This is a genomic window from Rufibacter aurantiacus (assembly GCF_017916345.1).
Taxonomy (GTDB): domain Bacteria; phylum Bacteroidota; class Bacteroidia; order Cytophagales; family Hymenobacteraceae; genus Nibribacter; species Nibribacter roseolus.
On record NZ_JAFMSV010000003.1, the window covers coordinates 733,750 to 751,120 of the forward strand.

9 protein-coding genes are annotated in these 17,371 nt (G+C 53.2%); 4 read left to right on the top strand and 5 right to left on the bottom strand.

The features are described 5' to 3' along the window. Positions 1-125: 125 nt before the first annotated feature. The gene (locus J3P34_RS13610) at positions 126-2,147 is read left to right on the top strand and encodes an alpha amylase C-terminal domain-containing protein (protein ID WP_210489204.1); all 2,022 of its coding nucleotides are present in this window, start codon (positions 126-128) and stop codon (positions 2,145-2,147) included. Positions 2,148-2,848: 701 nt separating this feature from the next. Here J3P34_RS13610 and J3P34_RS13615 read toward each other — a convergent pair. Further along, positions 2,849-4,081 (bottom strand): glycosyltransferase family 4 protein, encoded by a 1,233-nt coding sequence (locus J3P34_RS13615; protein WP_345890366.1) that lies wholly within the window; start codon positions 4,079-4,081, stop codon positions 2,849-2,851. A gap of 361 nt (positions 4,082-4,442) precedes the next feature. Between J3P34_RS13615 and J3P34_RS13620 the strand changes: the two genes are divergently transcribed. Then, positions 4,443-6,848, top strand: a complete 2,406-nt coding sequence (locus J3P34_RS13620) for a glycoside hydrolase family 31 protein (protein ID WP_210489206.1) — start codon at positions 4,443-4,445, stop codon at positions 6,846-6,848. Between the two features lie 204 nt (positions 6,849-7,052). Here the strand turns inward: J3P34_RS13620 and J3P34_RS13625 are convergent, their stop codons facing one another. Continuing rightward, positions 7,053-8,849, bottom strand: a complete 1,797-nt coding sequence (locus tag J3P34_RS13625) for a glycosyltransferase (protein WP_210489207.1) — start codon at positions 8,847-8,849, stop codon at positions 7,053-7,055. Between the two features lie 571 nt (positions 8,850-9,420). Here J3P34_RS13625 and J3P34_RS13630 point away from each other — a divergent pair. Together J3P34_RS13630 and J3P34_RS13635 are read left to right on the top strand one after the other, a co-directional pair. Continuing rightward, positions 9,421-9,852, top strand: a complete 432-nt coding sequence (locus tag J3P34_RS13630; RefSeq protein WP_210489208.1) for an acyl-CoA thioesterase — start codon at positions 9,421-9,423, stop codon at positions 9,850-9,852. Between the two features lie 109 nt (positions 9,853-9,961). Continuing rightward, entirely contained in the window at positions 9,962-11,554 is a 1,593-nt protein-coding gene (locus J3P34_RS13635; protein WP_210489209.1) for a M20/M25/M40 family metallo-hydrolase, read from the top strand. Positions 11,555-11,830: 276 nt separating this feature from the next. Here the strand turns inward: J3P34_RS13635 and J3P34_RS13640 are convergent, their stop codons facing one another. The 3 genes from J3P34_RS13640 to J3P34_RS13650 all read right to left on the bottom strand — a co-directional run bounded on the left by J3P34_RS13640 (position 11,831) and on the right by J3P34_RS13650 (position 17,351). After that, a complete protein-coding gene (locus tag J3P34_RS13640; RefSeq protein WP_210489210.1) occupies positions 11,831-12,757 on the bottom strand; it encodes an alpha/beta fold hydrolase in 927 nt (308 codons plus the stop codon). Positions 12,758-12,969: 212 nt separating this feature from the next. Continuing rightward, positions 12,970-14,625, bottom strand: a complete 1,656-nt coding sequence (locus J3P34_RS13645; RefSeq protein WP_210489455.1) for a M1 family metallopeptidase — start codon at positions 14,623-14,625, stop codon at positions 12,970-12,972. A 137-nt stretch (positions 14,626-14,762) separates the two neighbouring features. Then, positions 14,763-17,351, bottom strand: a complete 2,589-nt coding sequence (locus J3P34_RS13650; RefSeq protein WP_210489211.1) for a cellulase family glycosylhydrolase — start codon at positions 17,349-17,351, stop codon at positions 14,763-14,765. Positions 17,352-17,371: the final 20 nt, after the last annotated feature.

Sequence of the window (17,371 nt, forward strand, 5' to 3'; positions counted from 1 at the left end):
TATCAATTTTTAACATGATCTATATTTATTTTTTGACAACTTTCCATCAACCTTAACTAACCAACCACCACAGTTGCACCTTACCTTAAGGAATTGTAACTTAACCCATTCCCAAAACCGCTCCTATGCCTAAGGTTACCCCAACACTCCCTTTAATCCAATCAGATAGCTGGCTCACACCTTATGCCCCGCAGCTTCACCAGCGGATGGCCCGTTTTGAAACCAACCGGCAGAACATAGACAAATACTATGGCTCTCTAATTGAGTACAGCACCTGGCACCACCAGATGGGGCTGCACTATGAACCGGAGAACAATGGCTGGCGCTACCGTGAGTGGGCTCCCGCGGCGCAGGCCTTGTCCCTCATCGGGGATTTTAATTTCTGGGACCGGCAGGCGCACCCCTTGCAACGGCTGGAAAACGGCATCTGGGAAGTCTTTCTGCCCAATGACCAGGTACAGGTGCAGCACGGCCATCGTTTCAAAGTGCATGTGGTGGGTGCTACCGGGCAAGCCACGGACCGTATCTCTCCGTTTACTTTCCGGGCGGTACAGGACCCGCAGACCTATGACTTCTCTGGCCAGTACTGGGCACCGGAGGAAACCTTCACCTGGACCGATGGCGACTTTGACGTGACCAAACTCACGCAACCGCTCATTTATGAGTGCCACGTGGGCATGGCGCAGGAAAAGCACGGCGTAGGCACCTACCGCGAGTTCGCTGACCTTATATTGCCGCGCGTTAAGGAAACCGGCTATAATTGTTTGCAGCTGATGGCCCTCGCGGAGCACCCGTACTACGGGTCTTTTGGCTACCACGTATCTAACTTCTTCGCCCCTACTTCCCGCTTCGGGACGCCAGAGGATTTGAAATACCTTGTCAATGAGGCCCACCGTCTGGGCATTGCGGTGGTCATGGACCTTATCCATGCGCACGCGGTTAAGAACATCGCCGAAGGCCTTGCCGATTTTGATGGTTCAGGGGGGCAATACTTCCACCACGGTCCGCGCGGCCACCACCCAGGCTGGGACTCCAAGCTATTCAACTACGGGGTGCCTGAGGTGCGCCGCTTTCTGTTGTCCAACGTGCGTTACTGGCTGGAGGAATTCCACATTGACGGGTTCCGGTACGATGGCGTGACTTCCATGCTGTACCACCACCACGGCGAGGGCGTGGGGTTTGGACATTATGACCGTTACTTTGACCGCAGCGTAGACGAGGACGCAATTCTGTACCTGCAACTGGCCTCTGAACTGACCCATACCTTTGTGCCGGGCGCCATTTTGATTGCCGAGGACATGAGCGGGATGCCGGGTCTCTGCCGGCCTCTGGAAGACGGCGGCATCGGGTTTGACTATCGCCTGGGCATGGGCATCCCGGATTACTGGATCAAAACCCTCAAGCACAAACGCGATGAAGACTGGAACCTGGACGAGATCTGGCACGAGCTTACCAACCGCCGCGTTGGTGAGAAAACCGTGGCTTACGCAGAGTCGCATGACCAGTCTTTGGTAGGTGACAAAACTCTAGCTTTCTGGCTCATGGACAAAGACATGTATTTCAGCATGCGCACCATTGACCAGAACCCAGTCATTGACCGTGGCGTGGCATTGCACAAAATGATCAGGTTACTCACCATGGCGTTGGGCGGCGAGGCCTTCCTGACGTTTATGGGTAATGAATTCGGGCACCCGGAATGGGTGGATTTCCCGAGGCTGGGCAACAACTGGAGCTACCAGTACGCCCGCCGGCAATGGTCTCTGGTAGATAACCCTGATCTGCGCTACCGCCACATGTGGCAGTTTGAGAAAGACATGCTGACCCTGGCGCAGGAATATAAACTTATGGAGCACGGCGCGGCCGTGAAGCTTCATCAGGACAACCACAACAACGTGATTATCTTCCAGCGGGCGGGGCTTGTTTTCCTCTTCAACTTCCACACCCAAAACTCTATCCCTGACTACAGATTTCCGGTAACGGAAGCCGGAAGCTACCGCCTGATTTTATCCTCTGATACCCCCGAAACCGGCGGCCATGACCGGGTAGACACCACCATCAGGTATTTTACCCAGCCTACTAAATACGGACCAAGACTAAGCATTTACCTGCCCAACAGAACTGCGCTAGTGTTGGTTAGGGAAGATTAATTTTAGTGTTGGAACTGTACTTTAATTCTTAACCGGGAAACTGTTTTAGGCCCATTTTCCTTAAAATAAAGCTTAAAGCCGATTTCGAAAAAAGCGGGGATTGAGGCGCAGAAGAAAAGGCCAGTTGCCGGTACTGAGCTGTTTTTAAAAATTCAGCCCATAATCGGCAACTGGCCTTTATGCATACAGCGTCTTTCTCCGCTTGAAGTGATTACCCATTGCTTTTTCAATCTGAAGAAAAGCAACTAACCAAGATTAGTGTTGAAGTTCTGTTATGAAATAGGCCCTTTAACGCAAGCAGGCAAAAAAGTTTATGATATCGCAAAGTGCTTACTATGGCTTTCGCCTCACTGAAGTTGAAAACTTCAGCCAAGGGTAGGTCCAAGTTAGAAACTTGAACCAGATGAGTGAAAGCGGGAATGAAAGGCCCTGTTCTTGAAAGATCCAGTTCTTGAAAGCTGCTGAGGGATTCACCTGCCGAAATTCTTCCTCAGCTTGTTACAGCAGTAAGGTTGATGTATAACCGTTCTAAGGCTGTTTTACTAAAACTAGCCTTGAAACAGAAAAATACTTACTAAACAAAAAGGAAAGGCCGGTGCAAGATGTCGCACCGGCCTTTTTATCTAGAGAAAAAGAATCTTATCTAACCTATTGTTTTAAAGCAGTTTTGTAAAAAACAGGCTTAAAACCATGGGGCTGCCTTAGTCCTGGAGTTCCAGGACGCTATGCAGGTTCTCCATCACCTGGTCGGCGGTTACGCCCCAGGTGAGTTGTTTTACTGCTTTCTGGTTTGCCTCTACCTGTTTCTGGCGCAGGTCAGTATCCTTCAGCAAATTCAGCACGAGTTCGGCTAAACCGGCGGTATCGTTGCAGTCGGCTACGCTGGCCTGGGGCAGCACTTCGGCGGCTCCAGTCTGGTGCGTGATCACTACCGGTAATCCGGCCAGGGTTGCTTCAATAGCGGCCAACCCGAAAGGCTCAGAAAGGGCGGGCAGCAGGAACACGGTAGAATTCTTCAGCAACTCCTCGGCTTTGGCCGGGGCCAAGAAGCCGGTGAAGGTCACGGAATCCTCAATGCCCAAACGGCGCACCATCTGCTTGGCTTCCTCTAGTTGCGGGCCGTGGCCAGCTACTACAAAAGTCACCTCGGGATCATGCTTCAATACTTGCTTGGCCACTTTCAGGAATTGCAGTGGTCCTTTCTGGGCCACCAAACGACCCAGGAAGGTCACTTGTTTGCGCTTTATCGGGGTTACCGGTGAAGGTATCACTTCATCGGCTCCGTTGTACACTACCTGCACTTTCTTAGCCGGAATTCCGTAGCGCTTGGTGATCATTCTGGCGGTTCTTTCGCTTACCGTCAAGATCAGGTCTGCCTCGTTCATGGCTTTGGTCTCCAGCTCGTAGATCCAGCCCAGCGGCTCGCCTACCTGGCGGTCAAATGATAGGCTGTGCACATGCACAATCAACGGAACTTTGCGCTGGATCTTGATCTCCATACCCGCCAGGAACGTCATCCAGTCATGGGCATACACTACGTCAAACTCTTTATGGGACGCCAATCTGGCGGCATACCGCGCAAACTGGATAACCTCAAAGTTAAGGGTCCCGCGGGCGCCCTGCGCCACGTTAATCTGGGGCTTGCCACTAGGGAAATTCACCGCAGCCGGTTTGGCCGGCTCTTCTACGGCAGGAGCCGCAGCCTCAGCGGTTGTAGCATCAATAACCGCGTCTTCATCATCCATGGAGGGCTCAACCAGCCCGGCAGGCTCTTCATAAGGGAACAGCGCAGCAGGAACCCGGTGCGTGGTAGCAAATCTTTCAAAAGTCTTTTCTACCGGGGCTTGTTTTACTTCGGCCAGGTTCAGTTCATCCAGTCCTACAATCTCAGCATGGTGGTCCAGGGCCGAGTGGTCTGCCTGGGGAACAATCATGGTAAGCTCAACTTGTTTAGCTAATGCCTCTGCCAAATGAAAACAGGCTTTGCCCACTCCTCCATTCAATATTGGCTGGTCTTCCCAACCTAACATTAATACACGCAGTTTTCTCATTATTATTTTTATTCAATTCATTTAAGAATCAAGGGGGAGGTGTCTTGTAAAGATAAGCATCCAACCATCAAGACCAAGTCCTAAGCCACATTTATTTGCCCTTCTTTGTTCAAAAAAGGCGATTAATGTGAAACATTCCGTAATTATGCGGTCCGTTTTCAGAATTTATACGGATTATCCTTTTTTACTTACTTTTTCGCCATTGATCTTCATCATGGATAGTACAATTCAAGAAACAAATTACATGATCAACGATCTGGGTGCCAAGCGCGAAGAGTATTTCGCGGGGACCATCCGGCACGTTGAAACAAGTGAAAACGCTGCGGTTTTCATGTGCGACAACCGCGTTGGACTTAAGGTGGAAGCCATCTCAAATCACATACTACGGTTCAAATATACAACAGATGGGAAGTTCTCCCGGGATTTTTCATACGCCCTCAACCCAGACCGGAAGCAAACGGCGGTAAAGCTGAAGCTGAAGGCCCTGCCAGACCATTTCCGGATCACCACCAAAGATCTCATCTGCACTGTCTCCAACCAGGGGCTCACCACCCGCATTTTGGATAAGTCGGGCACGGTCCTTAATGAGGATGAGAAAGGTTTCCACTGGGAGGAGCACAAGAAATACGGCGGCGACATTGTGAAGATGAGCAAGGTCATTCAGCCCAACGAATTCTTTTACGGTCTGGGCGACAAGCCCGACAACATGAACCTGCGCGACAAGCGTTTCCAGAACTGGGGCTCAGATACCTACGGGTACAAGAAAGGCACCGATCCGCTGTACAAGAACATCAACTTTTTCATGGGTCTGCACCGCAAGCAGGCCTACGGAATCTTCTTTGACAACACGTTCAGGACGTCTTTTGACTTTGGGAAAGAGCGATCTACGGTAAGCAGTTTCTGGGCCCAGGGCGGCACCATGGAGTACTACTTTATCTACGGTCCTTCCCTTACTCAGGTGGTGGAGAAATACACCACGCTCACCGGCCCGCCGGAGTTGCCGCCGCTCTGGTCTTTGGGCTACCACCAGTGCAAATGGAGCTACTACCCAGAATCTGTGGTGAAGAACCTGGCCAAAGGTTTCCGGGACCGGAAAATCCCCTGCGATGCCCTGTACCTGGACATTGACTACATGGACGGTTTCCGGTGCTTCACCTGGAGCCCCACCCACTTCCCTGATCCCAAGCGCCTGGTGCAGGAGTTAAAGGAAGACGGTTTTAAGATGGTGGTGATCATTGATCCCGGCATTAAGGTAGACCATGATTACCCGGTGTACCAGGAAGGTATTGAGAACGACTACTTCTGCCGCCGCGCCGATGGTCCTTTGTACAAAGGAACCGTTTGGCCAGGCCTGTGCCACTTCCCGGATTTTACCCGCGAGGAGGTGCGTAACTGGTGGTCCGGGCTTTTTAAGGGTCTTATTGAAGAAACGGGCGTAAAAGGGGTTTGGAATGACATGAACGAACCAGCCGTTTTTGAGATTGGCACCTTCCCTAATGACGTGCGCCATTACTATGACGGAGAACCAGGCAGCCACCGCAAAGCCCACAACATTTACGGCATGCAGATGGCCCGCGCCACCTACAACGGGGTAAAACAGTTTTCTTACCCAGACCGGCCTTTCACCATCACCCGCTCAGGCTATGCCGGGGTGCAGCGCTTCGCCTCCGCCTGGACCGGCGACAACATCGCCTCCTGGGACCACCTATGGCTCGCCAACATCCAGTGCCAACGCCTGAGCATCTCGGGCATGTCTTTCGTGGGCTCTGATATCGGGGGTTTCATTGAGACGCCAGACGGAGAGCTCTACATCAGATGGCTCCAGTTGGGTATTTTCCATCCGTTCTGCCGTACCCACTCCTCCGGAGACCACGGCGACCAGGAGCCCTGGTCCTTCGGTGAGCCGTACACTTCGCTGGCGCGCAAGTTCATTGAACTACGTTACCAACTCCTGCCCTACCTCTACACCACGTTTTGGCAGTACACCTCGCGCGGCACGCCCATGCTGCGTCCCCTGGCCCTGCTGGACCAAAACGACCCCGAGTGTTACCACCGCATGGCCGAGTTCTCATTAGGCGACAACCTGGTGGTCTGCCCCATCACCCAACCCGGGGTAGAAGGCAGAATCATGTACCTGCCGCAAGGCCACTGGTATAACTTCTGGACCGATGAAATGGCCGCCGGTAAAAAAGAAATCTGGGCCGATGCGCCTTTAGAGAAGGTACCAATGTTTGTGAAAGCCGGAGCCGTACTGCCGTTCTACCCCGTGCAACAGTACGTGGGCGAACTTGCGGTGGCAGAAGTAACCTTGCATGTCTACTACGGCCAGCAAACCTGCGTGAGCGAACTCTACGAAGACGGCGGCGAGGGTTACAGCTACGCCGAAGGAAAATTCCTGCAGAAGACTTTCCAAACAAGCGCGGTAGATGGCGTGTTCACCGTAACGCAGGAGCGGACCGGTGAAGGCACCGATGCTTACCAAAACTACAAAGTCATCATCCACGGGCTGCCAGTTGCAACCGCCAGCGTGCTGGCCGATGGACAAGAAGTTGTGTGGGAATTAAACGCAGAAACCAACCTGGTTACGCTGACCGTACCATCAGAATTCAATACACTGCAACTGCAGGGAATTTCAGCAAGCAAAGCATAAGGGTGTATCCGGGGTCATGCCGTTCCGGATCAAATTTGGCAATCATCCGGGTAGCTGCCTAAGCCGATGTAAGGCCTGAACTATAGACAAAGAGGCAGCGCCTGGTCATAAAAAAGAGAGTCTGTTTTGAAGGAGTTTTTAAGTAAACATCCTCAAAACAGACTCTCTTTCTTTGTTATTATTTGGTTCTGTCGCTAACCAGAACTATTCCTGGCTTGTGCTCAAGGCAAGCTGGTAGGCCCGCTCATAATGCACCAGCAGTTTTTTCCAGTCAAACATCTCAGACAGGCCTTCCACTTTGTTGCGCTGGGTAATACGCTCGCGACGGCTCATCTCCACAAAGTCAAAAAGGTCACGGGTAAGCTGCTCAGCAGAATCATCAAAGCTGCGCTCATGCCGGTCTACCACGTAAATGCCTTTGTCTTTGTGTTTCTTCACGTTCTTCTTCACGTAATCACCGAAGCCTGACAAATCACTGGTCACAGCCGGGATACCGCTGGCTACGCATTCCAGCGGGGTATAGCCCCAAGGCTCATAGTAGCTCGGGAAAATACCCAGGTGACAGCCGCGCACAAACTGCCCGTACTCCATCCCAAACAGTGGGTTGGTGGGCGAGATGAAATCTGGGTGGTACACTATTTTCACGCGGTCATCAGCGTTGTTCACCAGGTTGGAGCTCCGCAGGAAATGCAGGATCTCGTCAGACTGGTCGTTGACCAGGTTATGAGTAACTACAGGGGGCAACTGGTGCGTTTTCCAGGACTGGATGGTGCGGCGGTACCGTAGTTTCCAGTAATCATCAACGTAATCGTTCAGCTCGGGCAGTTTATACTCGGTGCTGGCGGCGGCGTCGTAGAAGAGGCGCTCTCCAATCTGGTCTTTGATGGCCTCACAGGTGTCCTGGATTTCCTCCATCAAAGCCTTGGAATGGAGTACGCCCGGGTTAATAGAGTAGAACGGCTGCTTGGTCACAAAGAACATCACCACCGTCATGTCGCTCTTGGCCTGTTTCATGCGATAGTTTAGCCGCGCCAAAGCCTCCAGGGTAAGGTCAAAACCTTTGTTGCGGTACTCAAACCGGCCCGAGGTAAACAGGTAGATGGTTTTGTCAAGGTCAAAGGGGAAACTCTGGAAAAAGTGCCCCATCACAAACCGGTGAATACGCTTCTTGTACGTCAAATGCAGGTTCTGGAACTCGTGCATGGCCGTGAAGCGCCTGATGTTCAGCCCGTTGGGCAACACCGTATCCGGAATCCGGTCCAGCAGGTAAATACACTCCCGCACCGTTACCTCACTTACCGTAGTGAAAACGTGCGCCCCGTGCGCCGCAGCCCTTTCAATGGACACGGCCGGCTCAATATTGAAATGCCGAGCTTCATGCTGCCAGTCTACGGAGGTGAGCTGGTCATAGAAGTTGGGATCGTTCATGGCCAGGTAGCGGCCCAGCAGCGTGGCGTGCGTGGTGAACACAATTTTCACCGGAACCTGGTCCCGGCGCAGATCAGGAATGGCCGAGCCTACCATCCACTCATGGAAGTGGGCTACCACCTGGGTCTTGCCAGACAGCAAGGATATGAAGCGTCTTACCAGTTGCCCAAAGGCCAGTACCTGGTTCAGCAGGTCCTCGTTGGAAGTGGGGATCTTATGGTCTTCCCACAGCAGGTACTTGATCTCGCCCAGTTGCCCAAAAGCGCTGTATGGGTTGATCAGCACAATTCTGGGGCGGCCGGTCACCAGCCAGTTGCCGTAGTAGCACTCTACCCCTTGCGCCCGCAGTTCCAGCACCGCCTGGCCGTACACATCTGAGTAGTCATCAGAAGGCTCAAACTCGTGGGCGGCCTGTTGCGGGAAAAACGGACCAATGAGGCAGTACTGATCACCCCAATACTCAATCATGGCGGGTACTTTGGAGCGGATCACCGTGTAGATACCACCTACTTGGTTACACGCTTCCCAGGCTATTTCCAGAAGATGCGGAGATGCAGAAGACGATTGTTGCATGGAAGGGTCATTTTAGAGCTATTTTACTCAAATTAGGGTAAAAGGGATATATAAAAATGAATTTATTTACATTCTGCTAAATCTCTCTGGCAGCATTTTTCCCTTCCCGTTTATAACCCCTTCAGCGTCAGACCAGATGTAAATTGCATGATATTCAAAGCTAGAAATTATTTGCAGATTTCATACCCCGGCACCAGATTAGCCCTGCACATTTTGAGAAATAAAGTTTCCGCGTGGCTTCCACGCCTGGTCATTTGAACGCCTTTCCTTTTTATTGAACCCGTTTGATTATGGTTTTAGGAATGTGTACGACGTTACAGTGTAACGTCGCTACAAGATCTGAAATGTAGCGACGTTACACTGTAACGTCGTCATTCGACAGGATAAACGAGATGCTGCTGATGAACGAGATGCTGCTTTCCATTATTAAGGCTGGGTATTTTCCCTGGAAGGCGACTTTTCCCTAAGGGAGTAAAACAAAAAACTAAATTTGGTCTATACTTCAATTCCGGCCGGTGAAAAAGCCTGGACGTAATTACCCCATTATTGCACACCACCAAAAACAAAAACTATGAGCATTGTATATGAAGGTCACGTGATCTGGGCGCAGGTAGACGCCAACATGCACCTTCGCCACTCGGCGTATGCCGATTTTGCCGCCCAGGCCCGTATTTCCATGCTGAACAGCCTGGGACTGGATTTCAAGACTTTCCAGCACTTGAAACTGGGTCCCATTCTGTTCCGCGAGGAGTTGCAGTACCTGCGCGAAGTAGGCATCAACGATAACATCAAGATTGAAACGGTGTTGACCAAGTCCCGCGCAGATGGCTCCCGCTGGAGCATCCGCCATGAGCTGTACCGCGGCGATGGCGTGAAGGCGGCCATCATCAATGTGGAAGGTGCCTGGATGGACCTGGCCAAACGCAAACTGGCGGCCCTGCCCGAAGAACTGGCCCAGAAATTCATGAGCCTACCACAGGCAAAGGATTTCGTGCTGGAATAAGTATTTCTGTTTAGGGGCTGTTTTCAAGAAATCGGCCCCTGAACGGGAAACCAGTAGCTATTTTCGGGAAGCCGCTTTCAGTTCTTCTCTGCGTAGTTAAATTAGGGGCATGATACAACTCTTCACCCCTCCCCGACTGGGCCACAAACGAAGTGCGCCCAAACTCCTTTTCCTTTCTTTCCTCTTCACGGCCCAGGTTGGTTTCGCCCAGACCCAGAACCCCGTGGTAGACAGCATTGTGAAAGAAGCAACCCAGAACTCGCAACTGGAAACTCTGGCCCACGAACTCATGGATGTGATTGGTCCGCGCCTGGTGGGTACGCCCCAGATGCAGCAGGCCAACGACTGGGCCGTGGCTAAGTACAAAGGCTGGGGCATTACTGCCCGAAACGAGAAATGGGGCGAGTGGCGCAGCTGGCAAAGAGGCGTCTCCCATATTGACATGGTGTACCCACGGGTGAAATCGCTGGAAGGCATGCAATTGGCCTGGAGCCCCAGCACCAAAGGCAAAGGCGTCACCGCTGAGACCATCACCCTCCCTGAGACCGTGACCGACTCCCTGGCTTTCCAGAAATGGTTACCCAGCGTAAAAGGAAAATTTGTGCTCATCTCCATGCCGCAACCCACCGGCCGCCCCGACTACAACTGGCAGGAATTCGCCACGAAGGAATCTTTTGAGAAAATGAAAGCCGAACGCACAGCCCAAACTGAGGCCTGGCGCACGAAGATGACCAAGATGGGCTATACCAACCGCACCTTGCCCGTGGCTTTGGAAAAAGCCGGCGCCGCCGGAGTGGTCATGTCTAACTGGTCCAGCGGATTTGGCGTGAATAAGATCTTCAGTGCCTACACCAAGAAAATTCCTACGGTAGATATTGCGCTGGAAGATTACGGATTGCTTTACCGCCTCACGGCATCGGGGCAGAAGCCTAAAATCCAGGTTCAAGCTGAGTCAAAAGAGCGCGGCATGGTGCCTACCTTCAACACCATCGCGGAGATGAAAGGCACCCAGAAACCAGACGAGTACGTGATCCTTTCGGCGCACTTTGACTCCTGGGACGGCGGCACCGGCGCCACCGATAACGGTACCGGTACCCTGGTGATGATGGAGGCCATGCGTATCCTTAAAAAGATCTACCCTAACCCCAAAAGAACCATTCTGGTGGGCCATTGGGGCAGCGAAGAACAAGGCCTGAACGGCTCCCGCGCCTTTGTGGAAGACCACCCCGAAATTATAAGCAAAATCCAGGCGGTATTCAACCAGGACAACGGCACCGGCCGCGTCGCCAACTTGGCCGGTTCAGGGTTCCTGCACTCGTATGAGTACCTCAACCGCTGGCTCGCGCCCGTACCTGAGAACATCCGGACCCACATCCAGACGAACTTCCCGGGTTCCCCGGCCGGAGGCGGCTCTGACCACTCCTCCTTTTTGGCCGCCGGTGCCCCTGCCTTTTCCCTTAGTTCCCTGAGCTGGTCTTACGGCAATTACACCTGGCACACGAATCGCGACACCTATGACAAAATTGTGTTTGACGATGTGCGCAGCAATGCCATTCTCACGGCTATCTTAGCCTACATGGCCAGTGAGGACCCTACCACTACCTCGCGCGACCGCAGTGTGCTGCCGGTAAACCAGAGAACCGGGCAACCCGGCATCTGGCCTCCCCAAACTAAACCTACCCGCATAGGCGGAGTTGATTGATCCATTGATTGATCCATTGATTGATCCATTGATTGATCCATTGATTGATCCATTGATTGATCCATTGATTGATTGATTGATTGATTGATTGATTGATTGATTGATCCATTGATTGATTGATTGATCTTCCTTTCCCTTGGCTTGTCCCCTGACAGGCCAACCCGATGCAGGTTGATATTTCTAAACACAGCAAGGCCTCTGAGAGCAACAGGTGTACCACCTGAAACTTACAGAGGCCTTTTTGTGCCTGATTTTAGAAAAACGGCAGCAAAAGGGTCAACTCATTCTGGAACGAGTTAGCAGAAAGCCACCCACTGCTGCCGCTAAGCCAATGCCCATAATCGCAGCCCAGTTTCGGGTGTTAGTGGTAACCGGTTTATTCATCTCCGCGGAGAGCAGTGGTTCATAGTTGATGCCACTGGTGACGGTGAGTACTAGTTGGATGGCTTCTTCCGGTGAGTCCCACTGCGGAAAATGACCGCACCGGGCAAACCAGTGAATACTGGCATCGGGGAAAAGGGCCAGTGTCCGGGAGGCCTGTTGTGGAAAGCAAACCCGGTCCTGGCGCCCCCACCCAATTACCAGCGGCGCTGGAATGGTGCCTCGCGGGGCTCCTATCTGGGTCTCGCCGTAGGCCAGGTTGTACAGCAGTTCATCAAAGGACGGTGAGGAGACCATGGTGCGCAGTTCTTCCAAGACCAGTTTTGAGGGCAAATCCCAGGGATGGGCCGAAAACTGGGACAGCAGCAGCGTTCTTCCTACGGGGTTTCCCGCCAAAGTTGGTAATACCGGTTGAAGGAGTTGCAACAGCCGCTTAGAGGAGGCCACCGAGTAATAGAAGACCGGCTTTTCCCAACCTCTCCAGAATCCGCCGGGGTTCAGCGACACTACCGCGCCCAGCACCCCACCTCGTCGCGCAAGTTCCAGCACCAGGCGGGCACCCATGGAACTACCCACAGCATCAATCCCCAGCAAGTTTTGGCTTTCTAAAAATGAGGTGACCGCATCGGCTAGGGTGCTGATGGATACCTCGCCCGATAAGGGCGGCGTGGCGCCATGGCCAGGCAAATCCAATGCAATTACCTCCCGCCCGGCCTCGGCCAGACCGTCTATCATCAAATCCCAGGAGCGGGAACTGCCGCCCACGCCATGGATGAGTAACAAAGGTTTTCCCTCGCCGCGGCGGATGAAATGCATGTCCATCTGAAATCAGGTTAAAGGCTCAAAGGGTTATGAGGCTGTTTAGAGGTACGGGTTAAAAATCCTCGTGTTCAATCTTTTGACTTCCTGAACTGTACCTTTCCCCCATTTAAAAGAAAAGCCCTGCTTTTAGGCCGTTTTTAAGAAATCGGCTTTAAAGCGGGGCTTGGGGTAAAGATTTTACGTAAACTTCTTCCCTTGCGGGTAGAAAGCGTTTACTGTGCCTTCTTCTGGGTTACGTAGAAATTTGAGTCCACGGTGATGTCTGAGGTACCGGCCGCGAGTTTTGTTTTTTTCCAGGTAGAAGCCACGGGCTGCAGCCAGGTTTCCTTTCCGGCTACCAGCACTTTTACGGGCAGTTTGAAACCCGGCACGGTGTTGTTCCAACGATAAGCCAGGGTGTTCCCCTCTATCCGGTACTCCAGTTCCGGGATGCGCACATCACGCAGGTACTGGTCAAAGAAGGCTTTCAGGTCTTTGCCGGTTTGCTTGCTCAGGTAATTCTCTATCTGCTGGGTGGTTACGGTTTGGTGGTAGAATTCCTTGTTGAGGCCACGCAGGATGTTGCGCCATTTGGCGTCATCGTTCACTACCTGCCGAAGGGTGTGCAGCATATTACCGCCTTTGGGGTACATGTCACCGGAGCCACTGAAATTGACGTCGTATTTCCCGATGATAGGCCGGTCATTTTTGATTCCGCGCCGCGTGCCAATCACGTACTCACTTCCCGCTTTCTTGCCGTGGAAATACTCCACAAAAAGGTTCTCAGAGTAGTTCGTGAAGCTTTCGTGGATCCACATGTCTGCGATGTCTCTGTAAGTGATATTGTTGGCAAACCACTCATGACCGCTCTCGTGGATGATGATGAAATCGAACTTCAGTCCCCAGCCGGTACCGCTCAGGTCGCGGCCCAGGTAGCCGTTCTGGTACTTGTTTCCGTAGGTCACCGAGCTTTGGTGCTCCATGCCCAGGTAGGGCACCTCTACCAGTTTAAAGCCATCCTCATAGAAAGGGTACGGGCCGAACCAATGTTCAAAGGCCTTCAGCATCTGGGGCACCTGTTTGAACTGCTCTTTGGCTTTGTCCAGGTTTTCGCGCAGGACATAGTAGTTGCAGTCCAGCTTGCCTTTCTCGCCGGCATAGGTTTCTGAGAAGTGCACATAGTCGGCTATGTTCACATTCACGCCGTAGTTGTTGATGGGATTGGTCACCGCCCAATGGAAGGTCTTGGTGCCGTCCTGGTTTTGGTCCACTTTCCGGAGGCGGCCATTAGACACATCCATGAGTTTCTGCGGCACCGTCACCCTGATCATCATGCTGTCTGGTTCATCGTACATGTGGTCTTTGCAGGGCCACCACAGGCTGGCGCCATCTCCCTGGCAGGAGGTAGCGATGAACGGTTTGCCTGCTGCGTCTTTCTTCCAGGTTACCCCCCCACTCCAGGGCGGGTTGGTGCTCACCTGGGGTTTGCCGCTGTAAGAAACCTCCACGGTCTGCAAGGTGCCGGGCACCTGCTTGGCCGCCAACTGGATAAACCAGGCGTTGCCATCCTGCTTCACCGCTAGTTTCTGGCCGTTCTGCACTACCTGTTCAATACGCATGGGTGGCTGCAAATCTATCTGCATGGTTTGCTGGGCCTTCAACACTTTGTAGCGCACCAGGTTCACGCCCTGCATGGTGCTGTCCTGCGGATTCACTTTCATGCGCAGGTCATAATGAACCAGATCCCACCAGGACCGCTCCGGGGTAATGGAGCCGCGCAACGTGTCTTGCCGGGTGAAGGTGGGGGTAGTTTGGGCCTGAGTATCCTGGGGGCTCAGAAGTCCCAGGAAACAGGCCACCGCGGTAATCAAGGGAAGCCGATGGTGCATGTTTTGGTTCGCTTTCAAGGTGAAGGTTAAGCCTTAGCAGGCGCACAGAAAAGCGCTTCTGTTTTCGGGCTACTTTGGTAAAAGTAAGCCGAAATCAGAAGCGCGCCTACATTCTGGTTTGAATTAAATTCCGGAGCCTACTTCTTCTCCAGCCACACCGCCTCTACCTCAAAACTGTTAACCTGACCTGCGGCGGCTTTGGCATCCTGACTCAAAGAAATCTCCAGTTTCTCCACCTGCTGAAGATTGAAAGCCTCGGGTTTAGCTGGCTGGAACGAGAACGGCTGGAAACCAGGGTAAGGCCGCGGCAGCAAGATCATGGCATCGGGTTTCAAAGCGTTCAGCGGAATCTCGATGTCTTTGAAGGTGTTGCCCACGCTGACCGTAGTAGCAAACGCCGAGGCATTGGCGGTGATCAAGCTCACTTTCACGGGCGCCGGCGCAGCGTTGCCACTCCTGATCCTGATCACCAGTTTCTCAAAGCCTGCCAGCTCGGTTTCCCTCCCCTTCAGCTTGTCCCCGATGAATTGCTGGAAGCCAAAGGTCTTCTCCGCCGGAAGTTCTTTCGCTGAAAGTTTCAGGATCAACTGACCAGGCTCGGAGGCAGCGATGAGTTGGCGCTCATCGGCTTTCCAGAGGTTGGGGAAAACAAAGATAGAGCGGTCAGAGGTGGCGTTGAACAGCGACAAAGCCCCGTTCTCAGCGGCTACAAAGGTCTGGTAAGCATCGTTCTGGTAATAGTCCCAGGCCCAGGGATCTCCCTCAAAACCGCCCGGGTACGTTACGTGCTGGTTTCCGTCCTGCACCATGATGCGGTAGTTTACCAGACCCGGAGAAAGCAAATCCACGGGCACCTCGGCCTTGTATTGGTTCGCCCCTATTTTCTCCATAGGAACCGTTTTGTACCCGGCGGCCTGGTTGTTGAGCTGCACCTGTACCTTGGCGTAGGGTGATACACCCACCACCTGCGCCGTAATAGGGAAAGATTCTCCCGCCGACACCTCCCTCAAAGGCTGATGCGCCACAAACGGCTTCGTGTCAAACGGCTGCGGGGCCACGAATTCCTTCACCCACAGGCTCCCGAAGGCGGCATCCCGTTTTACCCCGCTTTTCGCTTTTTTGGTCAATAAATAGGCGCCGGGCTGCACCTGGAAACTGCCGTCTTTGGCCGTGGCACTGTAAGTGTTTCCTTCGTTCGCCGCGGTAATGGTGAAGGTCTCGCCCAGTTCCGCCAGCCTGATCTGCATGGACTGGTTCTGCCACTGGATGCGGGTCACCTCTTTGTTGGGCGAGGCTTTCGCGAAGGGATCGCGGATGTGGATGGCATCTGGCATCACCTCCAGGCGCCACACGCCCTTGTCCAGTTTGTCCAGGAAATACGCGCCGGAACCGCTGTACTGCACCACCGGTGAGCTGCCTACGCCTGCCACCTGCGTCAATTTGGCGGCCTTCACGGGTTTGGTCCGCGTGGTGTTGGAATACAGGAAAGCCTGTGGGGTATTCATCTCGCTCAAGGCTTCTTTGTAACTCACCCTAAAAGCATCAAACACACTGTCGGCGGGGTAAGAACCGAAGTTTTTGCGCAGAGGCACCTGGTGGAACACTTTAGAAGCAATCATCAGACTGATGGCTTTGGAAGGCGTGTAGGCCAGGTTCAGGTAGTGCGTCTGGTACTCGGTGTTGCCGTAGGCGGTGGCCAGCGGATCATAGGCAAACTGGGTTGCCCACTGGAACCCGGCGCCCCGGAAACTCCGCGCCATGGCCGGGTACATGTAAGACCCCAGCACATCTCCGGCATCAAACTCATACACCATGAGGGCCTTGTTCTTGAACTCAGGGATGGTGTCAAACGGGATGTGGTAACGGTCTACGTTGGGCAGGGAATTGCCCTGTAGGGTGCGGTTGGCTACCAAACCGGTGGGGTACCACTGAAAGCTGAAGCCGTCTACCTGGGCCTTGGCCACTGCGTCTGCATAAGTGGGTGACTCGCTGATGTTGTAGAATACCGGCTTGCTCCAACCAGTGGCCCGGATGGCGGCCGTCATACGGTTCACGTACTCGGTGGTTCTGGCTTTAGGGCCGGAGTGGTGCGGCTCATTGTTCACCTCGGCCCCGATGATGTTGGGGTCTGCGCCGTAGGTCTGTTTGGTGTACGGGTTAACGTGGTTCAGGAGCTGTTTGAGGTAATTCTCCTGCGCCTTGAAAGCATGTTCGTTCACCAGCGCCTTCTGCTTGCCGTACAGCCGCGAGAAACCGGGGGTGTTCTCGTCTTTCTCAGGGTAGCCGTTGCCCCAGAACGCGATTGGCGTGAGCATGACCCTGATGTTGCGTTCCTTCAGCTTGAACAACAGGTAATCAAAGAGCCGCAGGTGCTCATTGTTCTGCAGGTTTCCCAAGGTGTCAGAGATCTCCGTGTCCCAAACGTGTACCCTGAAGGCATCCAGCCCCAAGCGGGCCAGGTGGTAGACATCCTGGTCGATGGCTTGCTCAGGGGAAACGTTTCTGGCCTTCACGGAGCGGTACCCGTACGCGAACGGCACCGTGTAATTCACCCCGAAGAAGGTAGCCTCCTGGTTGTTCTTTTTCCAGCGAAGAATCCCCTGTTTGTCTACATACACCAGGTCAGTTCCCTTCTCGGTTTGGGTCTGGGCGTAAAGCGAAGCGGGCCCAAGCAGGCTGCAGGAAAGCAGCGTTGCCAGGGTCAGCGTTTTATATCTGTTTTTCATAAATCGGCGGAAAAATGGAA